The organism is Chitinimonas lacunae, from assembly GCF_042650885.1.
GTDB classification, from domain to species: Bacteria; Pseudomonadota; Gammaproteobacteria; order Burkholderiales; family Chitinimonadaceae; genus Chitinimonas_A; species Chitinimonas_A lacunae.
The window spans coordinates 2,294,907-2,314,667 of the sequence record NZ_JBHSBU010000001.1; the positions used below are offsets into that span (position 1 = coordinate 2,294,907).

The following is a 19,761-nucleotide window of genomic DNA, read 5'->3' on the forward strand; positions in this document are numbered from 1 at the left end:
GCCGAATAGGCAGCTCAGAAACGTCGTATTCTTCAACGCACAGCCAATAATCCGTTCACTGCCGAATAGGCAGCTCAGAAATGAAGCAGCATCGGCAGCCCGGTAATGTCTTCGTTCACTGCCGAATAGGCAGCTCAGAAAAAGGGGACGGACGATTTACAGGGCTTCTTTTTGTTCACTGCCGAATAGGCAGCTCAGAAATTTCCAGAATCAACAACGCATCACCGCTCAGTGTTCACTGCCGAATAGGCAGCTCAGAAATTGCCAAGAAAACCTTGTGGTTACCAACAGGCGTTCACTGCCGAATAGGCAGCTCAGAAAAGCACCAGGGCCTCCAAGGAAGAGCGCTGAGCGTTCACTGCCGAATAGGCAGCTCAGAAACCAGGTCGAGGCGCTCGAATTGACCGGCTCAGGTTCACTGCCGAATAGGCAGCTCAGAAATTGTCTGGTTGCTGTTTCGCTGCGCGTGAATTGTTCACTGCCGAATAGGCAGCTCAGAAAAGGCCCTTACACGGCTCACCAGTCGAACGAGTGTTCACTGCCGAATAGGCAGCTCAGAAATCTGCGCTAAGCGTTCCGCATCTGCGTTTCCCGTTCACTGCCGAATAGGCAGCTCAGAAAACTAGTGGTCGAGCCGGCCTTATGCAGCGTGTGTTCACTGCCGAATAGGCAGCTCAGAAAAGCATAACACGGTACTTTTTTAGTTCGTTATGGTTCACTGCCGAATAGGCAGCTCAGAAACGGGCGCGAGCCCTGGCAGTTCCGGCCGTACCGTTCACTGCCGAATAGGCAGCTCAGAAATGAACAGCTCAGCCCGGCGCTTTCCTAGCACTGTTCACTGCCGAATAGGCAGCTCAGAAATGGGGAACCGGCATCGAACAGCAGATGATCGCGTTCACTGCCGAATAGGCAGCTCAGAAATCATCGAAATATCCGATCTTCGGGCCGTCCTCGTTCACTGCCGAATAGGCAGCTCAGAAAGTACGCACCTAAACGGCCGGCCGCCTATCATGTTCACTGCCGAATAGGCAGCTCAGAAAGAATGCGTGCAGGCCATCGACGATCAGGCCGGGTTCACTGCCGAATAGGCAGCTCAGAAATCTGCCTCATAGTTCAAATTTATCGGCTGCTTGTTCACTGCCGAATAGGCAGCTCAGAAACAGACGTCGCAGCCGGGCAGGGTCTTGTAGACGTTCACTGCCGAATAGGCAGCTCAGAAATCGCGCGCCCACTCGAACTGATCGTGCAGGTAGTTCACTGCCGAATAGGCAGCTCAGAAAATCTCCACCCATGGCCCGATTAGTTATGAGCGGTTCACTGCCGAATAGGCAGCTCAGAAAGCAACGTGGAAGCAGAGGCAGACGCCATTGAAGTTCACTGCCGAATAGGCAGCTCAGAAAGCATGATTGGCGTGGATACAGCGAAATCGACCGTTCACTGCCGAATAGGCAGCTCAAAAAGATACGAGTCCCGCGGCTTTGTCGCATAACCCAATCTCAGATCGAGTCACCTCTTTCCCGGACGGAATTCAGGTGTGAGCCACCGTGGTGGGTATGCCAGCAGCACGAAGCGATTCAAGATCGCACAGCATACGTGGATTTCGGCGACCTGCCGTTCAGGGTGTCGGGCCGGCAGTCGCTCGCCAAGCCGCTTGAAGCGATGCATTGCGGTTTCTACCAGGCTGCGCCGAGGGTAGCCGCTCCAGCGCTTCCAGATCGCCCGCCCCACGCGCTTGATCGCGGCCAGTTTGTCGTTGCGGTGGGCTGCCCAGTCGGTCTGCTCTCGCCAAGGCTGGGCATCCCGGCGAGGGGGAACCAGCCATTCGGCCCTCCACGCCTGAACGGCGCGATAGACCCGCCGGCTGTCATAAGCTCCGTCGCCCTCCACGCTGCCGAGCACTGTCCCGGGTGGCAGTTGCGACAATAGTTCCTCGACCTGTAGGCCATCGGCCTGACGCTGGTCGGTCACCTCAACTGCTTGAATTTCCTGCGTATCCGCATTGATGGCCAGATGCACTTTGCGCCAGCCGCGTCGGTAAGCCGGCCCGTGCTGCTTGACCTTCCATTCACCCTCGCCGTGAATCTTGATGCCGGTGCTGTCCACCAGCAGATGCAGGGGCTCGGCACGGCGTCGCACCGGAATCTGCACTGCCAGGGTGGCCTGCCGCCGGCTGACCGTGCTGAAACACGGCACCGCCCAGTCCAGATTCATCATGCGCACCAGGCTGCACGTGAGCCCGCGGACTTGGCGCAGTCCCTGCTGGAACAGCACCTTCAACGTCAGCATGATTTGAATGGCTTGATCGCTGTAGCGCGTCGGGGCGCCCGCCTGATCTGGACGCTCATTGCTATGCCAGGCAAGGTCCGGCGAAAACCAGATCATGAGATCGCCCCTCGCTTGCAGGCTTCGGTTGTAGGTGGACCAATTCGTCGTGCGGTAGCGGGGCTTGGCTGGCTTCATGCTGCTAGCTTACAACCGGCGTCAACCCTGGAGTCGGGGGGGTTATGCAACAAGGCAAAAAATACAGAACAACCGACCAACAATCGAAAATATAAATAATTGGATTTACAAATCAACATCGCATGGAAATCCTCTATCGCGCAGTCTACAGTGCTCTCTATTGCTCCTGACTAGCCGAGTCTATGGAAGACTTAAAACCCTCTGACCTCAAATCTATCCTTCACTCCAAGCGAGCGAATATTTATTATCTTGAGCAATGTCGGGTTCTGGTCAATGGGGGGCGGGTTGAGTATGTAACAGATGAAGGCAAGAAATCTTTATATTGGAATATCCCCATAGCCAACACGACCACGCTCCTGCTTGGCACCGGCACATCAATTACCCAGGCAGCAATGAGAGAATTGGCCAAAGCAGGCGTATTGGTCGGTTTTGCGGGAGGTGGAGGAACACCTTTATTCAGCGCTAATGAAGTCGATATCGAAGTCGCTTGGTTTTCCCCGCAGAGTGAATACCGCCCGACCGAATACCTGCAACGCTGGGTTCGTTTTTGGTTCGATGACAAACGTCGCCTCGACGCAGCAAAAAAGTTTCAACAGGCTCGACTGCAACGTATCCGACAGCACTGGCTTGATTATCGTCCATTCAAAGAAGCTGGATTTTCCATTTCGCCTCAGGCATTAGATGCTGCGCTCGATGGTTCGCGACAGATTCTACAGAATGCTCCGGATCACGAATTCCTGCTGACTGAAGAAGCCCGCCTGACCAAGAAGCTATTTCAACTTGCAGTCCAGTCAACCGCCTATGGTGACTTTACCCGAGCCAAGCGCGGCACTGGAACCGATCCGGCTAATCGCTTTCTCGATCATGGCAATTATCTGGCTTATGGATTGGGAGCAACCGCGACTTGGGTATTAGGCATTCCGCATGGGTTGGCGGTCCTGCATGGGAAGACCCGGCGAGGGGGCTTGGTATTTGATGTGGCGGACCTGGTCAAGGATGCCTTGATCCTGCCCCAAGCGTTTATCTCAGCCATGCGTGGTGACGATGAACAGGTATTTCGTAGTGCCTGTGTCGATAGCCTCACCCGCACCGAAGCGCTCGACTTCATGATCGACACCCTCAAGACCACTGCCGAACAGGTAGGGGTGGGAACTGTATGAATGTCCTGTTGATCAGTCAGTGCAACAAGAAAGCACTGCTTGAAACTCGACGCATTCTCGATCAGTTCGGGGAACGGGTGGGCGATCGTACCTGGCAGACCCCCATCACCGCCCAGGGTCTGCAAACCCTGCGGCAAATGCTGAAGAAAAATGCCAGACGCAATACTGCGGTGGCCTGCCATTGGATACGCGGTCGCGACCATACCGAACTACTCTGGATTGTCGGCGATGCCTCCCGCTTCAATGCCTACGGTGCCGTGCCCACCAATACCACGGCCCGGGACATTCTTCGTCGTGACGACGAAAACGATTGGCATACCGGAGAAGTCATTCGTTTATTGTCCGGACTCGCCGCGCTATTCCACGACTTCGGCAAGGCCAGTAAGACTTTTCAGCAGAAATTGGCAAAGCAGCAAGCCATTGCCGACCCCTACCGGCATGAATGGGTATCCCTACGCTTGTTTCAGGCTTTTGTCGGCGATGATAGCGACGACCTTCCCTGGCTCAGACGCCTCGCCGCGCTACGAGATCAGCCATTGGCCAATCAGGATTGGCTCAAGAAACTGATCAAGGATGCGCCGGCTGATCCCGCCAGCCCTCAAGCGCCACCAAACCGCCCTTTCAAATCGCTGCCCCCTCTCGCTCGCGCCCTCGGATGGCTGATTCTCAGCCATCACTTTCTGCCTACCCAGTCCTATCAAGCCTGCACGCCCGCTCCCGAGGCGCTGAAAATACTCTGCCGGTCGTTTTCGCCTGCTTGGAACAATGCCAAACCCGATCTCGACGCCAAACTGCGTAATGCTTGCTGGCAATTTCCGCATGGCTTGCCCACCGATAGCCGCCATTGGTGCCGACATGCGGCCAATCTGGCGCAACAGATCCTGAATCACCCCGATCTTTTGCAGCAGGACTGGCTCGACAACCACTATGTCGCCCATCTGTCACGGCTGGCTTTGATGCTGGCCGATCATCATTACTCCAGCGGCCCCACCCTCGCCCGCTACGGCGACCCCGGCTATCCGCTCCATGCCAATACTGATCCGACCACCCGCACCGTCAAGCAAAGACTCGACGAGCATCTGATCGGGGTAGAAGTCACCAGTAAACGCGTCGTTCGCAGTCTGCCGCTGCTGGAACGCCAACTGCCGCGCATCGCACGCCACAAGAAGTTTAAGGAACGCAATACCGATCCCCGCTTCCGTTGGCAGGACAAAGCCTTCGACCTGGCGCGCTCCTTAGAGACTCGCTCGGCGCAGCAGGGCTTTTTCGGCATCAATATGGCTTCTACGGGCTACGGCAAAACCCTGGCCAACGCAAGAATCCTCTACGGTTTGGCCGACGTGCAGCGCGGCGCCCGCTTCTGCATCGCCTTGGGCTTGCGGACCCTCACCTTGCAGACCGGACAAGCCTATCGGGAACGGCTGAAACTCGAGGAAGACGATTTGGCCGTCATGGTGGGCGGCGCCGCAGTAAAGGAATTGTTCGAGCGGGCTCAGACATTTCAGGCAAAAACGACGGAAGAATCCGAAGCCGCACGCGCCGGCTCGGAGTCGATAGAAGCGCTCAGCGACGATAGCTATGTGCACTATGAGGGTAGTCTGCCTGATGGCCCGTTCAAGACCTGGCTGGAAGCCAATCCGCAAATCGAACGCCTGTTATCGGCACCGATTCTGGTCAGCACCATCGACCATCTCATCCCCGCGACCGAAGGCACACGCGGCGGCCGGCAAATCGCGCCGATGCTGCGTCTGTTATCGAGCGATCTGGTTCTCGACGAGCCTGACGATTTCGATCTCGGCGATCTGCCGGCATTGAGTCGCCTAGTGCACTGGGCAGGCCTGCTTGGCAGTCGGGTATTGTTATCGTCGGCGACTCTGCCGCCCGCACTGGTGCAAGGTCTGTTCACGGCTTATCTGGAGGGACGCCGTTGTTTCCAAGTCAACCGGGGCGTCCCGAACCAGCCGGTGGCGATCTGTTGCGCCTGGTTCGACGAACACGGTGCGACCACCAGCGATCATGGCGACGAGCAGACTTTGGCGGCGGCGCATCGGGAATTCGTCGAAAAAAGAGTCAAGAAGCTAAGCCAAAGCGAAGATATTCGACGCGTGGCGCGAATCGAGCGCTTCTCGCTCTCGGCGAGCAAGCCACAGGCGATACGCGCCGAACTGGCCGTTCACCTCCAGCGCATGGCACATGAGCTTCACCGCGACCATGTCAGTACCGATCCCCACAGCGGCAAGCGCGTCAGCTTTGGCCTGATCCGGTTCGCCAATATCGATCCGCTGATCGATATCGGCCAAGCGCTATTGAAACTCGGCGCGGAGACCGGGCATCGAATCCACCTCTGCTGCTATCACTCCCGCCACCTGCTATTGATGCGCTCGGCCATCGAACGCCGACTGGACAGATTGCTGAAGCGCCACGATCCCGAGGCGGTTTTCTCCGATCCGGAAATGCGCCAGTGGCTGGATCAATATCCGGAAAACGACCATCTCTTCATCGTTTTAGGCTCGCCGGTCACAGAGGTCGGGCGTGATCACGACTACGACTGGAGCATCGTAGAGCCCTCGTCGATGCGCTCGATCATCCAGCTGGCGGGACGGATTCGGCGCCATCGCAAGGGCGCTTGCCAGAAACCGAATCTTTATCTGTTGCAGTGGAATATCAAAGCGCTGGAAAAGGCTGAACAGGCTTTCTGTAAACCCGGTTTCGAGAATGCCGACTTTCGACTCGCCAGCCATGACCTCGCCAACCTGCTCAGCGCGGAACAACTCGCGGTCATCGACGCTCGCCCCCGCATCCAAGAACGAGAAACACTCGATCCCGAAGGCAATCTTGCCGATCTGGAACATCGGCGACTGAGCGCTTTGATGCTAGGCGACGAGCGTTACAGGACGGCGCAGGTGCCGTGGTGGTGGACCACCCAAGCCGCCTTATCAGGCGAGCTGCAACGGACGCAGCGCTTCCGCCACGATCCGGAGGGACGCGAACGTTATGTTTATGAACCGGACGTGGATGACGATCGCCTACGTTTCAAATTGCTATGCCCTCAAGCGCCGCCGGTCAGCGTGGATTATCTGAGCCGTCCCCTACCTGTGGAGTTGGGACCGAGAATCGATTTCTGGGGCACGGTGAGCTATATCGATGAACTGCGCCAGCTGGCCATTGAAAAGAACATGAGCCTACAGGCGGCAGCTTTGCGGTTCGGCGTAATCGACTTGCCAAAGCAGCGAGAAGGAAATCAGGGATGGATGTACCACGAAGCGTTGGGGTTTCGGCGTTTCAAAGGGTAAGAAACACCTCGCAATTTGTATTTTCTTCGGAGGAGAAAAACCATGAGCGCAGCCTTGGAGCGCCCTGATGAATCTACCGCGTTAAAGTCTTTGATTCATGGCTTCATCGCGGAAAGCCTACAAGCAAAACTCGATGACTTGTCAGCAGGCAACGATGAAAAAAGACGAAAGCTACTAGACGAGCATCTCCCCTCCAATTGGCTACAGAGTGCCGCTCGACGCTCAAGTCAAATCAAGATTATCCATTTTGGATTGAAATTTACACACGGAGACGCTAAAGGAAGCAGCCTTTATATAGAACAGACTACAGAATTTCCATTGCTACTTGGAACACATAGTCTTGGTGACGACCGCATAGAGGATGTAGATGGCAACGCCGCAGCTCTCGACGTCTACAGGTTTCTCTGCCTTAGTTATGAAGAGAAGAACCTTCTAAAACGTGCCGCAGAGCAAGATCCATCTTTTCTTTTAGCTTTATCGGATGACTTAGAAAAGGCTAAAGATTGGGCAGCATCTTTTGCCTCGCTCACCACGCCTAAAGGGCTTATTTCCCATCAACTTGCCAAACAGATTTATTTTCCCATAGCAGATAGCAGTCATCACTTATTGAGCCCTATGTATCCGGCCTCCTTGGCTCATCATCTGTATCATCGCATTCATAGCGACCGTTTTTCCGAAAAGTCGCAAGAGGCTAGAAAAGCAATGCGTGAAGGGCAAGCCAGCGAACATGGTTTCTGCGAATATCCCAATCTAGCCATTCAGAAATTCGGCGGCTCCAACACACAAAACATCAGCTTATTGAATAGCCAAAGACGGGGAGTAGCCTATTTACTGCCATCACTCCCTCCTACGTGGCAGCTCCAACCCGATCCACCACCCAAGTACGTCAACTCTGTGTTCAGTGGCCGTTTCGGCCGCCGCCGCCGCGTTTATGAACTCACCACAGCGTTGCGAAATTTCCTCGCCCAAACCGACTACAACAACATTGACATCCGCAATACCCGCCGCGACCTAATTGCCCGTATTTGTGACGAAGCCCTGCAATTCGCTACCGAAATCCAGCAGATGAAATCCGGCTGGAGCAGCGAGGAAGATTGCAAGCTCGATCGTGCTGAACAGTTATGGCTCGATCCGGAACGAGCGCTAGCCGATGAGGATTTCGCCAACGACTGGAATCAAGGCGATTGGCGCGACGATATCTGTTCGCGCTTCGGCAAATGGCTTAATCGCGCGATCAGCAGTGAAAAGAAAATTATGGGTGATTCTGAACACCTCGAATGGGCCAGCGAATTGAGCGAAGAAATCAGCCTGCTGCGTGTGGAGCTGGACCATGTTTAAACGTCCTGATGCGCTACTGCGCCTACCCCATCTTTATGTCCAAAATGCAAATGCCATTTCCAGTCCCTTGACCTGGGGTTTTCCGGCACCCTCGGCTTTTACCGGCTTTGTCCATGCTCTTAGTCGCCAGACCGAAAAAGAACTAGGCATCCGATTAGACGGCACAGGTATTGTTAGCCACGGTTTTTCCCCGCAAGCTTCCTCTCCACCGGGCAAAAGAACCCAAGTCTTCCATCTCACCCGAAATCCAATTAAAAAAAATGGCAACACAGCTTCCATTGTCGAAGAAGGTCGCATCCACCTCGACCTGTCTTTGCTGATCGGCGTTTATAGCGCCGAGCCGCTGTTCGAAGATGAAGACGAATTACAGACCCTCGCTCATCAAATCAGCCAAAGGGCGAACGCCATGCGGCTCGCCGGAGGCAGCCTGCTTCCTCATCCTCATCGACGTCCTGACCCACCGGAACTCCACTTCTGGCCTCACAACGCCGACGAAGCTCGACAGAAATCGCGCCAAATCCGCCGTCGTCTATTGCCTGGCTTCGCCCTGGTCGAGCGGCAGGACAAGCTGGAAAGACATCTGACCGACCTGAAAACCGACTCGGTCCTGGAAGCCTTGCTCGACCTGTCACGCCTCAACTACGAGCCACCGACCGATATCAAGGAAGGCGAACCGGCACGCTGGACGGTACGCAGCAAGCCTGGCTGGCTCGTACCCCTACCGCTGGGCTACGGGGCCATTTCACCGCTCTATCCGCCCGGCGAAGTCGAAAACAGCCGTGATCCCGAAACGCCGTTCCGTTTCGTGGAAACCTTGCTCGGGCTCGGTGAATGGATCAGCCCGCACCGTATCGACGATATGGAAAAACTGCTCTGGTACCACGACGCCGACCCTGAAAACGGCCTGTACCGCTGCCGCAACGATTTTGCCGCTTCGCCCTCCACCGCTCAGACAACGATGAACAAGGATTAAGACATGGCCACCGCAGATACCAACAAAACCGCATCCGTCCTGGCTTTCGAGCGCAAACTCGATCCTTCCGACGCTCTCTTCAGCGCGGGCAAATGGGAGTCTCTGTTCAGCCAGGACAAGGAAGGTAAAAACCAGTGGGACCCGAACAAGGCAGCGACCGAATGGCCAGCAGTAACTATCCGGGAAAAATCGATACGGGGGACGATCTCCAACCGTTTGGAATCCAGCCAGCAAAACCCGGCCAAGCTCGATGCCGATATCCAGAAACCCAACCTTCAGCGGGTAGATGTCGCTACGCTTCCCAACGATGCCGATACGCTGAAAGTCCGTTTTACCCTGCGGGTGCTGGGCGGTGCGGGACAACCTTCCGCCTGTAATAACGCGGAATATCGCCAAAAGCTGCAAGCCACCGTCGACGGCTATATCCGCGCTCACGGTTTCAGGGAGCTGGCTCGCCGCTATGCCCACAATCTCGCCAATGCCCGCTTTCTATGGCGCAATCGAGTCGGCGCGGAAATGATTTCCGTCCAGATCCAGCACCGTGAGCAAGGCAAGGATGCCAACTATTGGCTATTCGACGCGACCAGCCTGCCTTGGCAGGATTTCTCCAGTGAAAATCCCCAGTTGCAACAGCTCGCGACCGTAATCGAAGAAGGTTTGGCCGGAAAAAGCTATGTACTGCTCGACATCACGGCTTTCGTCCGCATCGGCGATGGCCAGGAAGTCTTTCCTTCGCAGGAGCTGATTCTCGACAAGGGCGACAGCAAGAAGGGGCAAAAAAGCAAAACGCTTTACAGCGTCGGTGACCATGCGGCCATTCACTCGCAGAAACTCGGCAATGCGCTGCGTACTATCGATACTTGGTATCCCGGTGCTGCCGGGCAAGGCCCCATCGCGGTCGAACCATATGGTTCGGTGACATCCGAAGGCAAGGCCTGGCGCCAACCTAGGGAAAAAGCGGACTTCTATACCCTGCTCGACAATTGGGTACTGAAAGGACAAGCGCCCGATACCGACCAGCAGCATTTCGTGATGGCGACTCTGATTCGTGGCGGCGTGTTCGGCGAGAAGGAATAGCGATGGATCACTATGTAGAGATCCGCCTCCTACGCGATCCGGAAATCCCTGCCACGCAGTTGTTGAACATCTTGTTCGGCAAGCTCCATCTGGCACTGGTGGAGGGAAAGCACGATGACATCGGCGTCAGCTTCCCCGATCTCGCAGAAGAACCGCCTTCGTTGGGGACTCGTCTGCGGCTCCACGGCAGCGTCACCGGTCTAGGAAGACTGCTGGAAGGATCTTGGTTGCGTGGCATGCGGGACTATATCGAGCTGCACAGCCCACAGCCTGTGCCTCAAGGCACCCAGCACCGCTGTGTCAGCCGGGTACAGTCCAAAAGCAGTGTGGACCGCTTGCGCCGTCGCCATATGCGCAGACATGGCGTGTCGGAACAAGAAGCCATCGCGCGGATTCCCGATCAGGCTCGCCGCCTTCTCGATCTGCCTTATATCGTTCTTGACAGCCACAGCACCGACCAGCGTTTCCGCCTGTTTATCGAACACCGGCCCCTACAAGCAACGCCTTGCGCTGGAAAATTTAATAGCTATGGCCTGAGCGGTGAAGCCACAGTACCTTGGTTCTGAATCGGATGCCACAAAAGGAAAAGGTAGCTATTTTTCATTATTAAATGAAAACAGCTACCTTTATCGCAACTATTGTTCTCAAATTTTTCTATTTGCCGAGACGGCCTCTCTCAGTCGCTCCCTCTTCTTAGCAATACAGCATCTCCGATACCAGCTTCTTGCCATCGAATCTCCACCAACTCAAAGGTATCAAGCCGCGCGCTGGCCATAAAAATTTGAGGGGATGTCTGTCGGAGACGTTGCCATCGTGGCGGAAAGCGCACTTGTTGCCCCAAGGCCAAGCTGATCGCCCCCTCGTCTTTGCCGGACACCTGCGACCTCAGTAAAGCAATGTGGATGAGTTCACTGCCGGATAGGCAGCTCAGAAAAACCACATGATTGCGTTGGATATGGCACAGCAAAGCCGCCACTACGGTGCCGGCATGAGTGATCTACCTGAAAGACAAAGGCTCCTGTCCAAGCACAACACAGGAGCCTTCTGTTTAGCATTTATTGCTTTTTCTTATCTATTGCGCTGTAAATCTTGCAAAGATTTTTCCTAAAATTTTCCATTTTAGGAAAACTGGAAGACTCGGACCACGCTCAGGCCCGTGCCATCGCGCTCTGGCGTCTGGCCGGGGTAACGGGCCGCAGTGCCTCGACCCGGGCCAGGGCGCCCAGCAGGTCTGACCAATGGCGGCCAGCATCGATAAAGCGGGCCAGCGGTTCGGGGAACGGATCGGCAGACAGGGCAGCCAGCGTGAAGCGGCCGGCCAGCAGTACTTCATAGCTTTCCGGCTCGCAGCATAGGGTGAAGCCATCGCCGCCCAGCCATTCGTAATTGGCTTCGGCCAGCCAGCGCAAGCCGCGCAAGGCCGCCTCGCCCTGACCGCCATGCGGCAAGGTGCCGACACAGGCCAGCAGCACCAGGCTCTGCTCGTCGTCGCCGCGCTGGAAATGCACCTCCAGGCCACCGTCCACGATCAGCGACGGGCTGCCGTCCTGGTCGATGCCAAGGCCGTGGCTACCCGAACTCAGGGCCAGTTTCAAGATCAGCGATTGCAGGTCGGCGGACACAGTGACGTCACTCCAGAAAAACGGCCCGACCGTCCGTACCGCCCAGCGGACACGGCCTCGGTCGAAGGCAAGGCATAGGCCAGGGAAAACCAGGAAGACCGCCCAGTAGCGAACGGTAGGGATGACGACGCGCCAGGCGCGTTGGGCCAGGCAGGATGATAAAACGAATGGGCAGAAGAATTCATGACATTTAGGTAACGGTACGGTCGTTTAGGTTCCAACTCTTGCCGCTACAAACCCATTTGGCAACATGGGAAATCCCTAGAGCGAACAGGGTGAATTTGTACTATCGCCCAAAAATCCAGATCTGTGGCCATCTCTGGCCATTTCGGCAGCTCCTCACTTACCATAGTTGCTTCCGCCAATTATGGTAGTTGCATTTCCATTTAGCATTATTCTTGCCCACGTCGTTGTGCCGCCGTTGTGGCGAAAACGACCTGTGGCTTCGCGCAACCTGTCTGCTGCTCGTCTTTCCCTGCTTCGACTTCAGAAGCCGTGATTGCCGACTATCATGCAAGAAAGGTCCGGCGCTTCCGGCAGATCAGCCAGGGTCAGTGCGACATAAAAATTCTTTGCCAAATGTTTTAAAAAATCCAACCAAAATCAGACAAGAAATTATGTTTTTGCGCCCAACCTCGGGGATCATCCCTGCTGATGTGACAAGACATGACACAGAAATCGACCTCGAAGCGTCGGCATAGCCTTTATTACAACGAACGGATACTTACTGGAAAAACTGCCGCGCTGCCCCCCATAATGGATAGCTAGGCATCTGTGGCACCCCAGTCACGGTTTGCAAGGGCAGGCTGGCTGGTTTCACGGAGCAGACACGCCCACAACAGCGGTTTTTCAGCGACCTTGACCCACTATGTGTACCCATTTCCGACCTTCTTCGGCTGCGCAGATCCTGGACCGCTTCGGGCTGGCCGTGCCTGCCCAACATTTCAAGACCGATGTCTATCCGGGCTATCTGGCGCCCATCGTGCGGCTCGACGGCGACCGTTCCCGGCAGGAGTGTGTCGGCGCCAATTTCGGGCTGATCCCACCTTGGGCGCGCGATAACACCATCGGTCGCAAGACCTACAACGCTCGCAGCGAAACCGTAGCGGAAAAACCCAGCTATCGGGCTGCCTGGAAACGCCGTCAGTTCTGTCTGGTACCGATGCAGGGCTTTTTTGAACCGAACTACGAAAGCGGTCGCGCCGTTTCCTGGTGTATCGCCCGACGCGATCAGGCCGACTTTGCCGTGGCCGGGATCTGGGAGCGCTGGGTGCAAAGCGGCGGCGAACCGGTATTGTCGTTCTCGCTGCTGACCATCAATGCCGACGGCCATCCGTTGATGGGTCGTTTCCATAAGCCTGGCGACGAAAAGCGTTCGCTGGTGGTGGTGTCGCCCGATCAATACGAGGCTTGGCTCGAATCCGACACCGAAGTGGCCCGCAGCTTCTTCGGGCTCGATGCGCTCAAGGACTTCGACGGTGCCCCTGCTTCGTCGGGTCCCTACACCCCTTCCCTGATCTGAACCGGTGCGGCCGTCAACGGCCGCCGCAGCCCCCGCCGCTCAAGCCAGAGTAGGTACAGGGTCTCCAGTCGCAGCACCAGCCAGCCACCCAGCAGCGCGCTCAGCCCCCAATGCGGCACGTCGTGCCAGCCGATCAGCCAACTTAGCGGCACCGATAGCAAGATCCAGCCAAGTAGTAGCCGACGCAGACGGCGGCCGGGGTGGTGACGGTAGGGCATGGCAGACATCGATCTACTCCTTTGAGTGCGGCTATCGGACCACCCGCACCGGCCTTTGGAGCTGCCCTGGCGTCTCCGTATCGGGCCATGCTGAAGGAAGCAGCCACAGCACCAGCCCGGTCAAGGTCGCCAGACCGAACACGATCACCAGTTGGCTCAGCAGCAGAACCCCACGCCCGCGCGGCAACGGACGAGAAGCCACGGTCCGCACCGTCCGCCGCCGCTGTGGTCGGGGTCTGGCTGACCATTCACCGCGTCCTGGCCGTCGGCACCCCGCCCACACTGCTGGACGGCTGCGGGCCAGACTGTCGGCCCGCGCCATCTGACGTGGATAAGCCGGCCAAGTCGTCCGGCGAACACTGAACCAGTGGCCGGTCGAAGTGAATGATCCATATCGAGGCAAACGCGGCTGAGCAATTTTGCTATCCCCCTGGCAGTGGCAAGAGCTTGATCCGACTGGACCGACCGCCACACGCTATCACGGCAGGACCCAACCTTCTGCCCGCCAGATCGCCTGAAAACCCTTTACGGTCAGACAAAGCAAATCGCAGCTTTAGCGGTATTTCCAAAATAGAAAATAATATGCAAACTTTTTTCAAGACGAATGGCCAGGATTAATTAGAAATGCATATATTTATCCATAAGCAGCGCCAATGCATCCGGAGAATATCGCACCCCAGCGTCACCTGGACAGGTCTCCCACCTGGCTATCCCGGCTTATCGATTCGCTTTCGATCTGTCTTCCAACCATTACCACTGCACTGAGCGGCACCAGGCCATAAGCCCCCTCCATCAGTGTGTCCGGGACCAGCAATCATCAGAAAAGATAGCAAAAGCGCATTACGCCATCTTGCAGTTGGCGCAGTCTGCGGCTCGATGAAATTGAACGCTATTTCTAAGGAGAATCAGAACAATGAGCAGGCTGAAGCCGGCAGACTTCAGCACACGGGATTTATCCAGGGAATCGCTTTACGCCGCCGGCCGGAGCGGCCGACGGCGGATCAGCGTGGCAGCAGAAGCAGATCAGGATCTCACCGCCGCTAGCCGCTCGCTGACGTCAAGCGGCTTGTCAACTTGATCTTCCTTATAGCCCGTCGACGTCACGGTGATCTGCTGGCCGCTCAGGAAGTGGGTAAAACGCAGATTAACGCCATCGGCGCCGATGATTTCGGCGGCATTGGCCGGCGGCACGAATACCCGGACCACGCCGTTTTCGCCATCGACACAGCGGAAGCGACCATGGCCGCTGATCTGGGAAATGGCAAAACGGACCCGGTGGGTAGGTGAGGAGCAGCGTCCCGGCACCTCACGCGCAAAATGGATGCGCTTGAGGCCGGCCTGGAGACGCAAGGTCTTGGCGTATTCGCCTTTGGGGCCGATACAGCGGCCCATATCGGCGCCGGTCGGAATCACGATCAGGCCGACGCCGCCGGCGATATCGACCCGGCAGTCCATCGGCACCATGCGATAGAAAAGTTTTTTCAGAAACAGGGCATCGAGCCGGCTGGCAAGCCAAGGTGCCTGGGTGGTATGCCACGACTCCTTGCCGACCACCGCTAGCGGGCGTGGCCGCAGCAGGGCATAGAAGTTGGCACCGACCTGAAGCACCTGTTCTCGATCGAGCGCGGCCAGATGGCTATACGGCAGGATGGCGGTCTCACCGTCGGCGAACTGTTCCGATTCGAGCACCTTGAGCAGCAGATGATCCTCGTGGCGCGCCAGCACCTCGACCACGGCCAGCGGCCAGCCGGCGCGTTCGGCCTCGCTGTCGAGGTATTCCTCGATCCGGTGGCGCAGCCAGGCCAGCCGGGGCTGCAACAGATCGTTGAGGCGTACTTCGCCGCCGGGCCGTTGCTCAAGGCCGTAGAGGCTGGGTTCGGCATCGGGATCGAAGACGCAGCGGACCCGCCTTCCCTGTTGCAGATAGAGCTTTTCCACGCTGTCCTGAAGCAGTTTGAGTGCAGTGTTCCAGGACAGGGAATAGGCATCGGCAAGCGCCGCCAGCCCGGCCAGAATCTCCGCCGGACGGGCGCCCGCCGCGCCACGCACGGCGTTAACAGAAGTGACCATAGAATCCTCCTTGTGCTTTTTTAGCGCTGGCTTTACGTCGAGCGGCCGGTGCGTCCGCCCGTCCCGACGCCGTGAGCAAACCCCGTCGGCGCTGCTCCGGTTCCCCAGTGTCTACCCATGCTACCGATTTTGACCGGTAGGCCAAGCTGATAAGGCCAACAGGTCAGGCAGCGACGGAAAGCGTTTACGCCGGCTTATCGGGTAGCGCGAAGGCCGGTACGGCTTACGCTGTCTTTCCCTTTATCGTTGGAAAAGCCGTCATGACCAAACTGCTCGAAGCCCTGCCGCCGCCCGCCGTCTATCTCGACTATCTGCGTCAACGCAACACTCTGGCGCTCGGGTCCGACGAGGCGCGGCATGACTGGACCGGCCTGCTCGATAAATACCGCGCTGCCCGCGGTTATCGTTGCCATTGGGGAGTGGTGCAGCAGAGGCAATGGGAAGGAACGCTGCACTGGGATGTGGTCTGGTCGGAAACCACCCGGCTCGGTCTGCGACTGGGCCTGGCGCTCGACGAGATCAGCGAGCTGTGCACCCTGTGCAGCCGCGAGCTATGTCCCGAGGCACACGGACTGGTCGAGCTGGTGGCGACGGTCGAGTGGAGCAATTGCAGCCTGCAAGCGCTGCCAGGCGAAGAGAAGGTGGCCGAGGATTGGCTGCTCGCCCGTTTTCTGCCGGAAGTGGCGCCGACGGTCGAGCGGCTGGTGCGCAATCATCTGTATGAGGAACGCCGGCATGGCCGCCTGAACGAGCGCCGTGGACCACCTTTTTGTGTCTGAGCAAGACGGGATTGTCAGCGAAGCCATGGGCATTCCCTGCGGGTCCGGCTCGGACCCGATAGCGCAAAGGCAATCATCTCGGCTTCACTGAAAAGGACGATTTTCGGCTTATCGGCCAGGCTCAAGTGGCCATCATGGCCCCGTCCGGAGCCCATCCGGGCGGGCCGTGCTTTCGGCCGATCGTGGCAAAAGTAACTGCTAAGATTAAGCGATACCTTTTCCCTGCGTCCGTGATTATGTCCTCTTCGCACTCGCCCTCCATGCGTGAATTCAAGTTCACCCAACAGGACTTCGAACGCATCAAGAAGCTGATCTACGACTACGCAGGTATTGCGCTCAACGACAGCAAGCACGATATGGTCTACGGTCGGCTGGCCAAACGGCTGCGTGCCCATGGCTTTACCACATTCCAGGAATATCTGAGCCTGCTTGAGCGCGGCAATGACACCGAGTGGGAAGCGTTCATCAATTCGCTGACCACCAATCTGACCTCGTTCTTTCGCGAGGCCCATCATTTTCCGGTGCTGTTGGAGCATCTGCGGGCCAATCGCCCGCTGGGCACGCTCAATATCTGGTGCTCGGCCTCATCGACCGGCGAAGAGCCGTATTCGATCGCCATTACCGCCGCCGAAGCCTTCGACAGTACCAGGCCACCGGTGCGCATTATCGCCACCGACCTCGATACCAATGTGCTCAGGACCGCCCAGGACGGCATCTATGGCGCCGATAAGGTCGATAAGCTGACTCCGCTGCAACTGCAACGCCATTTCAACCGGCGCGGCGACGGCCATTACGAGGTCAAGCAGGAGCTCAAAGACCTGATCACCTTCCGCCGTCTCAATCTGATCGACCCGGTGTGGCCGCTGCGAGGGCCGTTCGATGCGATCTTCTGCCGCAATGTGATGATCTACTTCGACCGCCCGACCCAACTGCGCATTCTGGAGCGTTTCGTACCGTTGCTGCGCCCCAATGGCCTGCTATTTGTGGGGCATTCCGAAAATCTCTACCACGCTACCCATCTATTCAAGCTGCGCGGCAAGACCGTCTACGAGATCGAAAAGCGCTGATTAGCCATCAGCAAAAAAACAGCCAGTGGATTGCTCCACTAGCTGTTCTGTTTAAACGGTTTGGCTCGAATTAGGCCAGAATTCGTTTAAGGCTTCTCTTGGTTGGCCTTGATGTTCATCAGTACCGGATAGCGTTCGCGCAAAGCCTTCAGATTGGCCTCGATCTCCTGCTGGGTCAGTACTTGCCGCATCGAATCGGCCAGACCTTGCTTGATGGCCGGGTCGAGCGGCTGATTGGCGGTCTTGCTGACCTTGTAGAGGATAAAGCCGCTGCCGCTCGGGTTGGCCAGGCCGGTATAGCCCGGAGCCTCTTTCAGCGGCACGGCGAAGACCGCATCGACTGCCTTCTCGGCCAGACCAGCCGGGTTGAGGCGGCTGACCGGACGGGCAGCCTGCCATTGCAGATTCAGCGTCTCGCCTTTGCGCAGGGCTTCGAGTTGCTTCTTGCCTTCGGCCAGCACCAGTTCCTGGGCTTTTTGCGCCTTGAGCTTGGCGGTGATATCGGCACGCACCGTATCGAGCGCTTGCTGCTGAGCCGGCTCGTAGGCGGCAGCGCGAGCGACCAGTACAAAGCCCGGACGAACCTCGATGGCTTCGCTGTTCTGTTGTTTCTTGGTGACTTCTTCGCTGAAGATCGCTTCGAGCAGTTGCGGGTCATCAAGCATCGGGTCGCCGCTGCCGCCATCGCGCCGCACCCATTCGGTCTGGCGCACGGTCAGCTTGAACTGGTCAGCCAGCGGCTTGATGCTGGTGGGCTGCTGGTAGGCCAACTCGGCGAACTTGTCCTTGGTGTCATTCCAGGACTGGGTGATGGCCTGCTGTTGCAGTTGGTTGACGATCTGCGGCTTCAGGTCTTCGAAAGTCTTCTGCTGGACATCTTCGAGCCGGATGATGTGATAGCCGAACTGGGTCTCGACCACTGCACTGGTTTCGCCCTTGTTGAGCTTGAACAGCGCGTCCTCGAAAGGTTTGACGAAGCCGCCGTTGCGACCCACGGCAGGCAGCAGACCACCTTGGACGGCCGAGCCCGGGTCTTGCGAATGCTGTTTGGCCAACTCGGCGAACTTGGCCGGGTCCTTTTGCAGTTCGGCCAGCAACTGCTCGGCCTTCTGCTTGGCCGCGGCCTTGTCGGCAGCCGAAGCCTGCGGCTCGACCTTGATCAGGATATGGCGGGCGGTGCGCTGTTCCTGGTTGTCGGCCAAGGTGGCGCGATTGTCCTCGAAATACTTGCGGGCCTTGGCATCGTCGATGGTAATGGCCTTGGCCAGTTCTTCGCGCGACAGCACCACGTATTCGAGCTTGATCCGCTCAGGCTGCTTGAAACTCGCCGCGTTGGCGGCGTAGAACTTCTTGATTTCGTCTTCTTCGACCTTGACCTGAGCCAGGAAGGGTTCGACTTCGATGGCAACCATGGCGACTTCGCGCTGATCGGCCATCCGCTCCAGCAGGCGCTCCATCGCCAGCTTGGAGACGAAGTTGCCTTCGGCCGAACCGGCCACCACACTGCGGATGCGGAGCTGGTCACGCAGTTCGCGTTCGAACTGGTCGACCGTCTTGCCCTGCTGGGACAACACCTGTTTGTACAGTGCAGGATCGAATTTGCCGTCTTTTTTGAAAGCGTCGATGGTCAGGATGGTCTGGCGCAACTGGATGTCGACGGCACGCAGATTGAGGCGGTCAGCCTCGTTGAGCAGCAGTTGCTTCTGCACCAGTTCTTCGATCACCTGGGGCTTGACCGAATCGGGCACATTGCGTTGCCCGATGGCCAAGGCCAAGTCGCGTTCGGTGATCTTTTTGCCGCCTACTTCAGCAAGCAGGCCCTGTTCAGACGGCCCGTTGTTGGCAAACATCTCACTGCCGGTAAACACGATGCCCAGGCCGGCCAGGCCCAGGGCGACCACCACCACGCTGCGGTTCTTGCTGACGAAATCGAACATCGGGCTCCTCGGACAGGGCTCAGGACAAAATAAAAAAGGGTGAACTAAGTTCACCCTTTTGTTTGGCGGAGCGGACGGGGCTCGAACCCGCGACCCCCGGCGTGACAGGCCGGTATTCTAACCAACTGAACTACCGCTCCAGAAATCTGCTGCGTGCTGGTGGGTGGTGACGGGATCGAACCGCCGACATTCTGCTTGTAAGGCAGACGCTCTACCAACTGAGCTAACCACCCCCACCGCTATTA

Annotated in this window: 15 protein-coding genes, 2 tRNA genes and 1 CRISPR repeat array (1 of these 18 cut by a window edge); of the genes, 9 read left to right on the top strand and 8 right to left on the bottom strand. The window is 57.3% G+C overall.

Annotation, left to right across the window (positions count from 1 at the left end; genetic code table 11):
- Nucleotides 1-1,460: a CRISPR direct-repeat array (repeat unit 28 nt; unit sequence GTTCACTGCCGAATAGGCAGCTCAGAAA); it begins 4,209 nt to the left of the window's first position.
- 46 nt (nucleotides 1,461-1,506) lie between these two features.
- Complete coding sequence (locus ACFOW7_RS09475; protein WP_378163485.1) at nucleotides 1,507-2,460, bottom strand: IS5 family transposase; 954 nt, start codon at nucleotides 2,458-2,460, stop codon at nucleotides 1,507-1,509.
- A 182-nt stretch (nucleotides 2,461-2,642) separates the two neighbouring features.
- Here ACFOW7_RS09475 and cas1f point away from each other — a divergent pair, with 182 nt between their 5' ends.
- From cas1f to cas6f, 6 genes are read left to right on the top strand one after another with little or no spacing between them, the layout of a single operon-like run.
- Entirely contained in the window at nucleotides 2,643-3,620 is a 978-nt protein-coding gene (gene cas1f / locus ACFOW7_RS09480; RefSeq protein WP_378163487.1) for a type I-F CRISPR-associated endonuclease Cas1f, read from the top strand.
- The gene (gene cas3f / locus ACFOW7_RS09485) at nucleotides 3,617-6,913 is read left to right on the top strand and encodes a type I-F CRISPR-associated helicase Cas3f (protein ID WP_378163489.1); all 3,297 of its coding nucleotides are present in this window, start codon (nucleotides 3,617-3,619) and stop codon (nucleotides 6,911-6,913) included. Before cas1f ends, cas3f begins: the two co-directional genes overlap by 4 nt.
- A gap of 42 nt (nucleotides 6,914-6,955) precedes the next feature.
- Nucleotides 6,956-8,251: a type I-F CRISPR-associated protein Csy1 gene (csy1, locus tag ACFOW7_RS09490; RefSeq protein ID WP_378163491.1), complete on the top strand. Its 1,296-nt coding sequence runs from the start codon at nucleotides 6,956-6,958 to the stop codon at nucleotides 8,249-8,251.
- A complete protein-coding gene (gene csy2 / locus ACFOW7_RS09495) occupies nucleotides 8,244-9,224 on the top strand; it encodes a type I-F CRISPR-associated protein Csy2 (protein WP_378163493.1) in 981 nt (326 codons plus the stop codon). The genes csy1 and csy2 overlap by 8 nt, the downstream gene beginning before the upstream one ends.
- Before the next feature lie 3 nt (nucleotides 9,225-9,227).
- Complete coding sequence (gene csy3 / locus ACFOW7_RS09500; protein WP_378163495.1) at nucleotides 9,228-10,301, top strand: type I-F CRISPR-associated protein Csy3; 1,074 nt, start codon at nucleotides 9,228-9,230, stop codon at nucleotides 10,299-10,301.
- A 2-nt stretch (nucleotides 10,302-10,303) separates the two neighbouring features.
- Nucleotides 10,304-10,867: a type I-F CRISPR-associated endoribonuclease Cas6/Csy4 gene (gene cas6f, locus ACFOW7_RS09505; RefSeq protein ID WP_378163497.1), complete on the top strand. Its 564-nt coding sequence runs from the start codon at nucleotides 10,304-10,306 to the stop codon at nucleotides 10,865-10,867.
- Between the two features lie 582 nt (nucleotides 10,868-11,449).
- On the opposite strand, the gene ACFOW7_RS09510 is transcribed toward cas6f, so the two are convergent.
- On the bottom strand, nucleotides 11,450-11,923 hold the full coding sequence (locus tag ACFOW7_RS09510; protein ID WP_378163499.1) for a type III secretion system chaperone: 474 nt from the start codon (nucleotides 11,921-11,923) through the stop codon (nucleotides 11,450-11,452).
- 868 nt (nucleotides 11,924-12,791) lie between these two features.
- Here ACFOW7_RS09510 and ACFOW7_RS09515 point away from each other — a divergent pair.
- Nucleotides 12,792-13,445, top strand: a complete 654-nt coding sequence (locus tag ACFOW7_RS09515) for an SOS response-associated peptidase (protein ID WP_378163501.1) — start codon at nucleotides 12,792-12,794, stop codon at nucleotides 13,443-13,445.
- Here the strand turns inward: ACFOW7_RS09515 and ACFOW7_RS09520 are convergent.
- The 3 genes from ACFOW7_RS09520 to ACFOW7_RS09530 all read right to left on the bottom strand — a co-directional run bounded on the left by ACFOW7_RS09520 (nucleotide 13,424) and on the right by ACFOW7_RS09530 (nucleotide 15,733).
- Entirely contained in the window at nucleotides 13,424-13,672 is a 249-nt protein-coding gene (locus ACFOW7_RS09520; protein WP_378163503.1) for a hypothetical protein, read from the bottom strand. The genes ACFOW7_RS09515 and ACFOW7_RS09520 overlap by 22 nt on opposite strands.
- Nucleotides 13,673-13,694: 22 nt before the next feature.
- On the bottom strand, nucleotides 13,695-13,865 hold the full coding sequence (locus ACFOW7_RS09525) for a hypothetical protein (RefSeq protein WP_378163505.1): 171 nt from the start codon (nucleotides 13,863-13,865) through the stop codon (nucleotides 13,695-13,697).
- A gap of 821 nt (nucleotides 13,866-14,686) precedes the next feature.
- Nucleotides 14,687-15,733, bottom strand: coding sequence for a hypothetical protein (locus ACFOW7_RS09530; protein WP_378163507.1), 1,047 nt, complete (start codon nucleotides 15,731-15,733; stop codon nucleotides 14,687-14,689).
- A 260-nt stretch (nucleotides 15,734-15,993) separates the two neighbouring features.
- On the opposite strand from ACFOW7_RS09530, the gene ACFOW7_RS09535 reads away from it, so the two are divergent.
- Together ACFOW7_RS09535 and ACFOW7_RS09540 are read left to right on the top strand one after the other, a co-directional pair.
- Nucleotides 15,994-16,512, top strand: a complete 519-nt coding sequence (locus ACFOW7_RS09535; RefSeq protein ID WP_378163509.1) for a hypothetical protein — start codon at nucleotides 15,994-15,996, stop codon at nucleotides 16,510-16,512.
- Between the two features lie 260 nt (nucleotides 16,513-16,772).
- Nucleotides 16,773-17,579, top strand: coding sequence for a CheR family methyltransferase (locus ACFOW7_RS09540; protein ID WP_378163511.1), 807 nt, complete (start codon nucleotides 16,773-16,775; stop codon nucleotides 17,577-17,579).
- Between the two features lie 86 nt (nucleotides 17,580-17,665).
- Here ACFOW7_RS09540 and ACFOW7_RS09545 read toward each other — a convergent pair whose 3' ends face one another.
- The 3 genes from ACFOW7_RS09545 to ACFOW7_RS09555 form a co-directional block, all read right to left on the bottom strand.
- Nucleotides 17,666-19,516: a peptidylprolyl isomerase gene (locus ACFOW7_RS09545; protein ID WP_378163514.1), complete on the bottom strand. Its 1,851-nt coding sequence runs from the start codon at nucleotides 19,514-19,516 to the stop codon at nucleotides 17,666-17,668.
- 63 nt (nucleotides 19,517-19,579) lie between these two features.
- Nucleotides 19,580-19,656, bottom strand: a tRNA-Asp gene (locus tag ACFOW7_RS09550).
- A 17-nt stretch (nucleotides 19,657-19,673) separates the two neighbouring features.
- Nucleotides 19,674-19,749: transfer RNA gene (locus tag ACFOW7_RS09555), tRNA-Val, on the bottom strand.
- Between the last annotated feature and the right edge of the window lie 12 nt (nucleotides 19,750-19,761).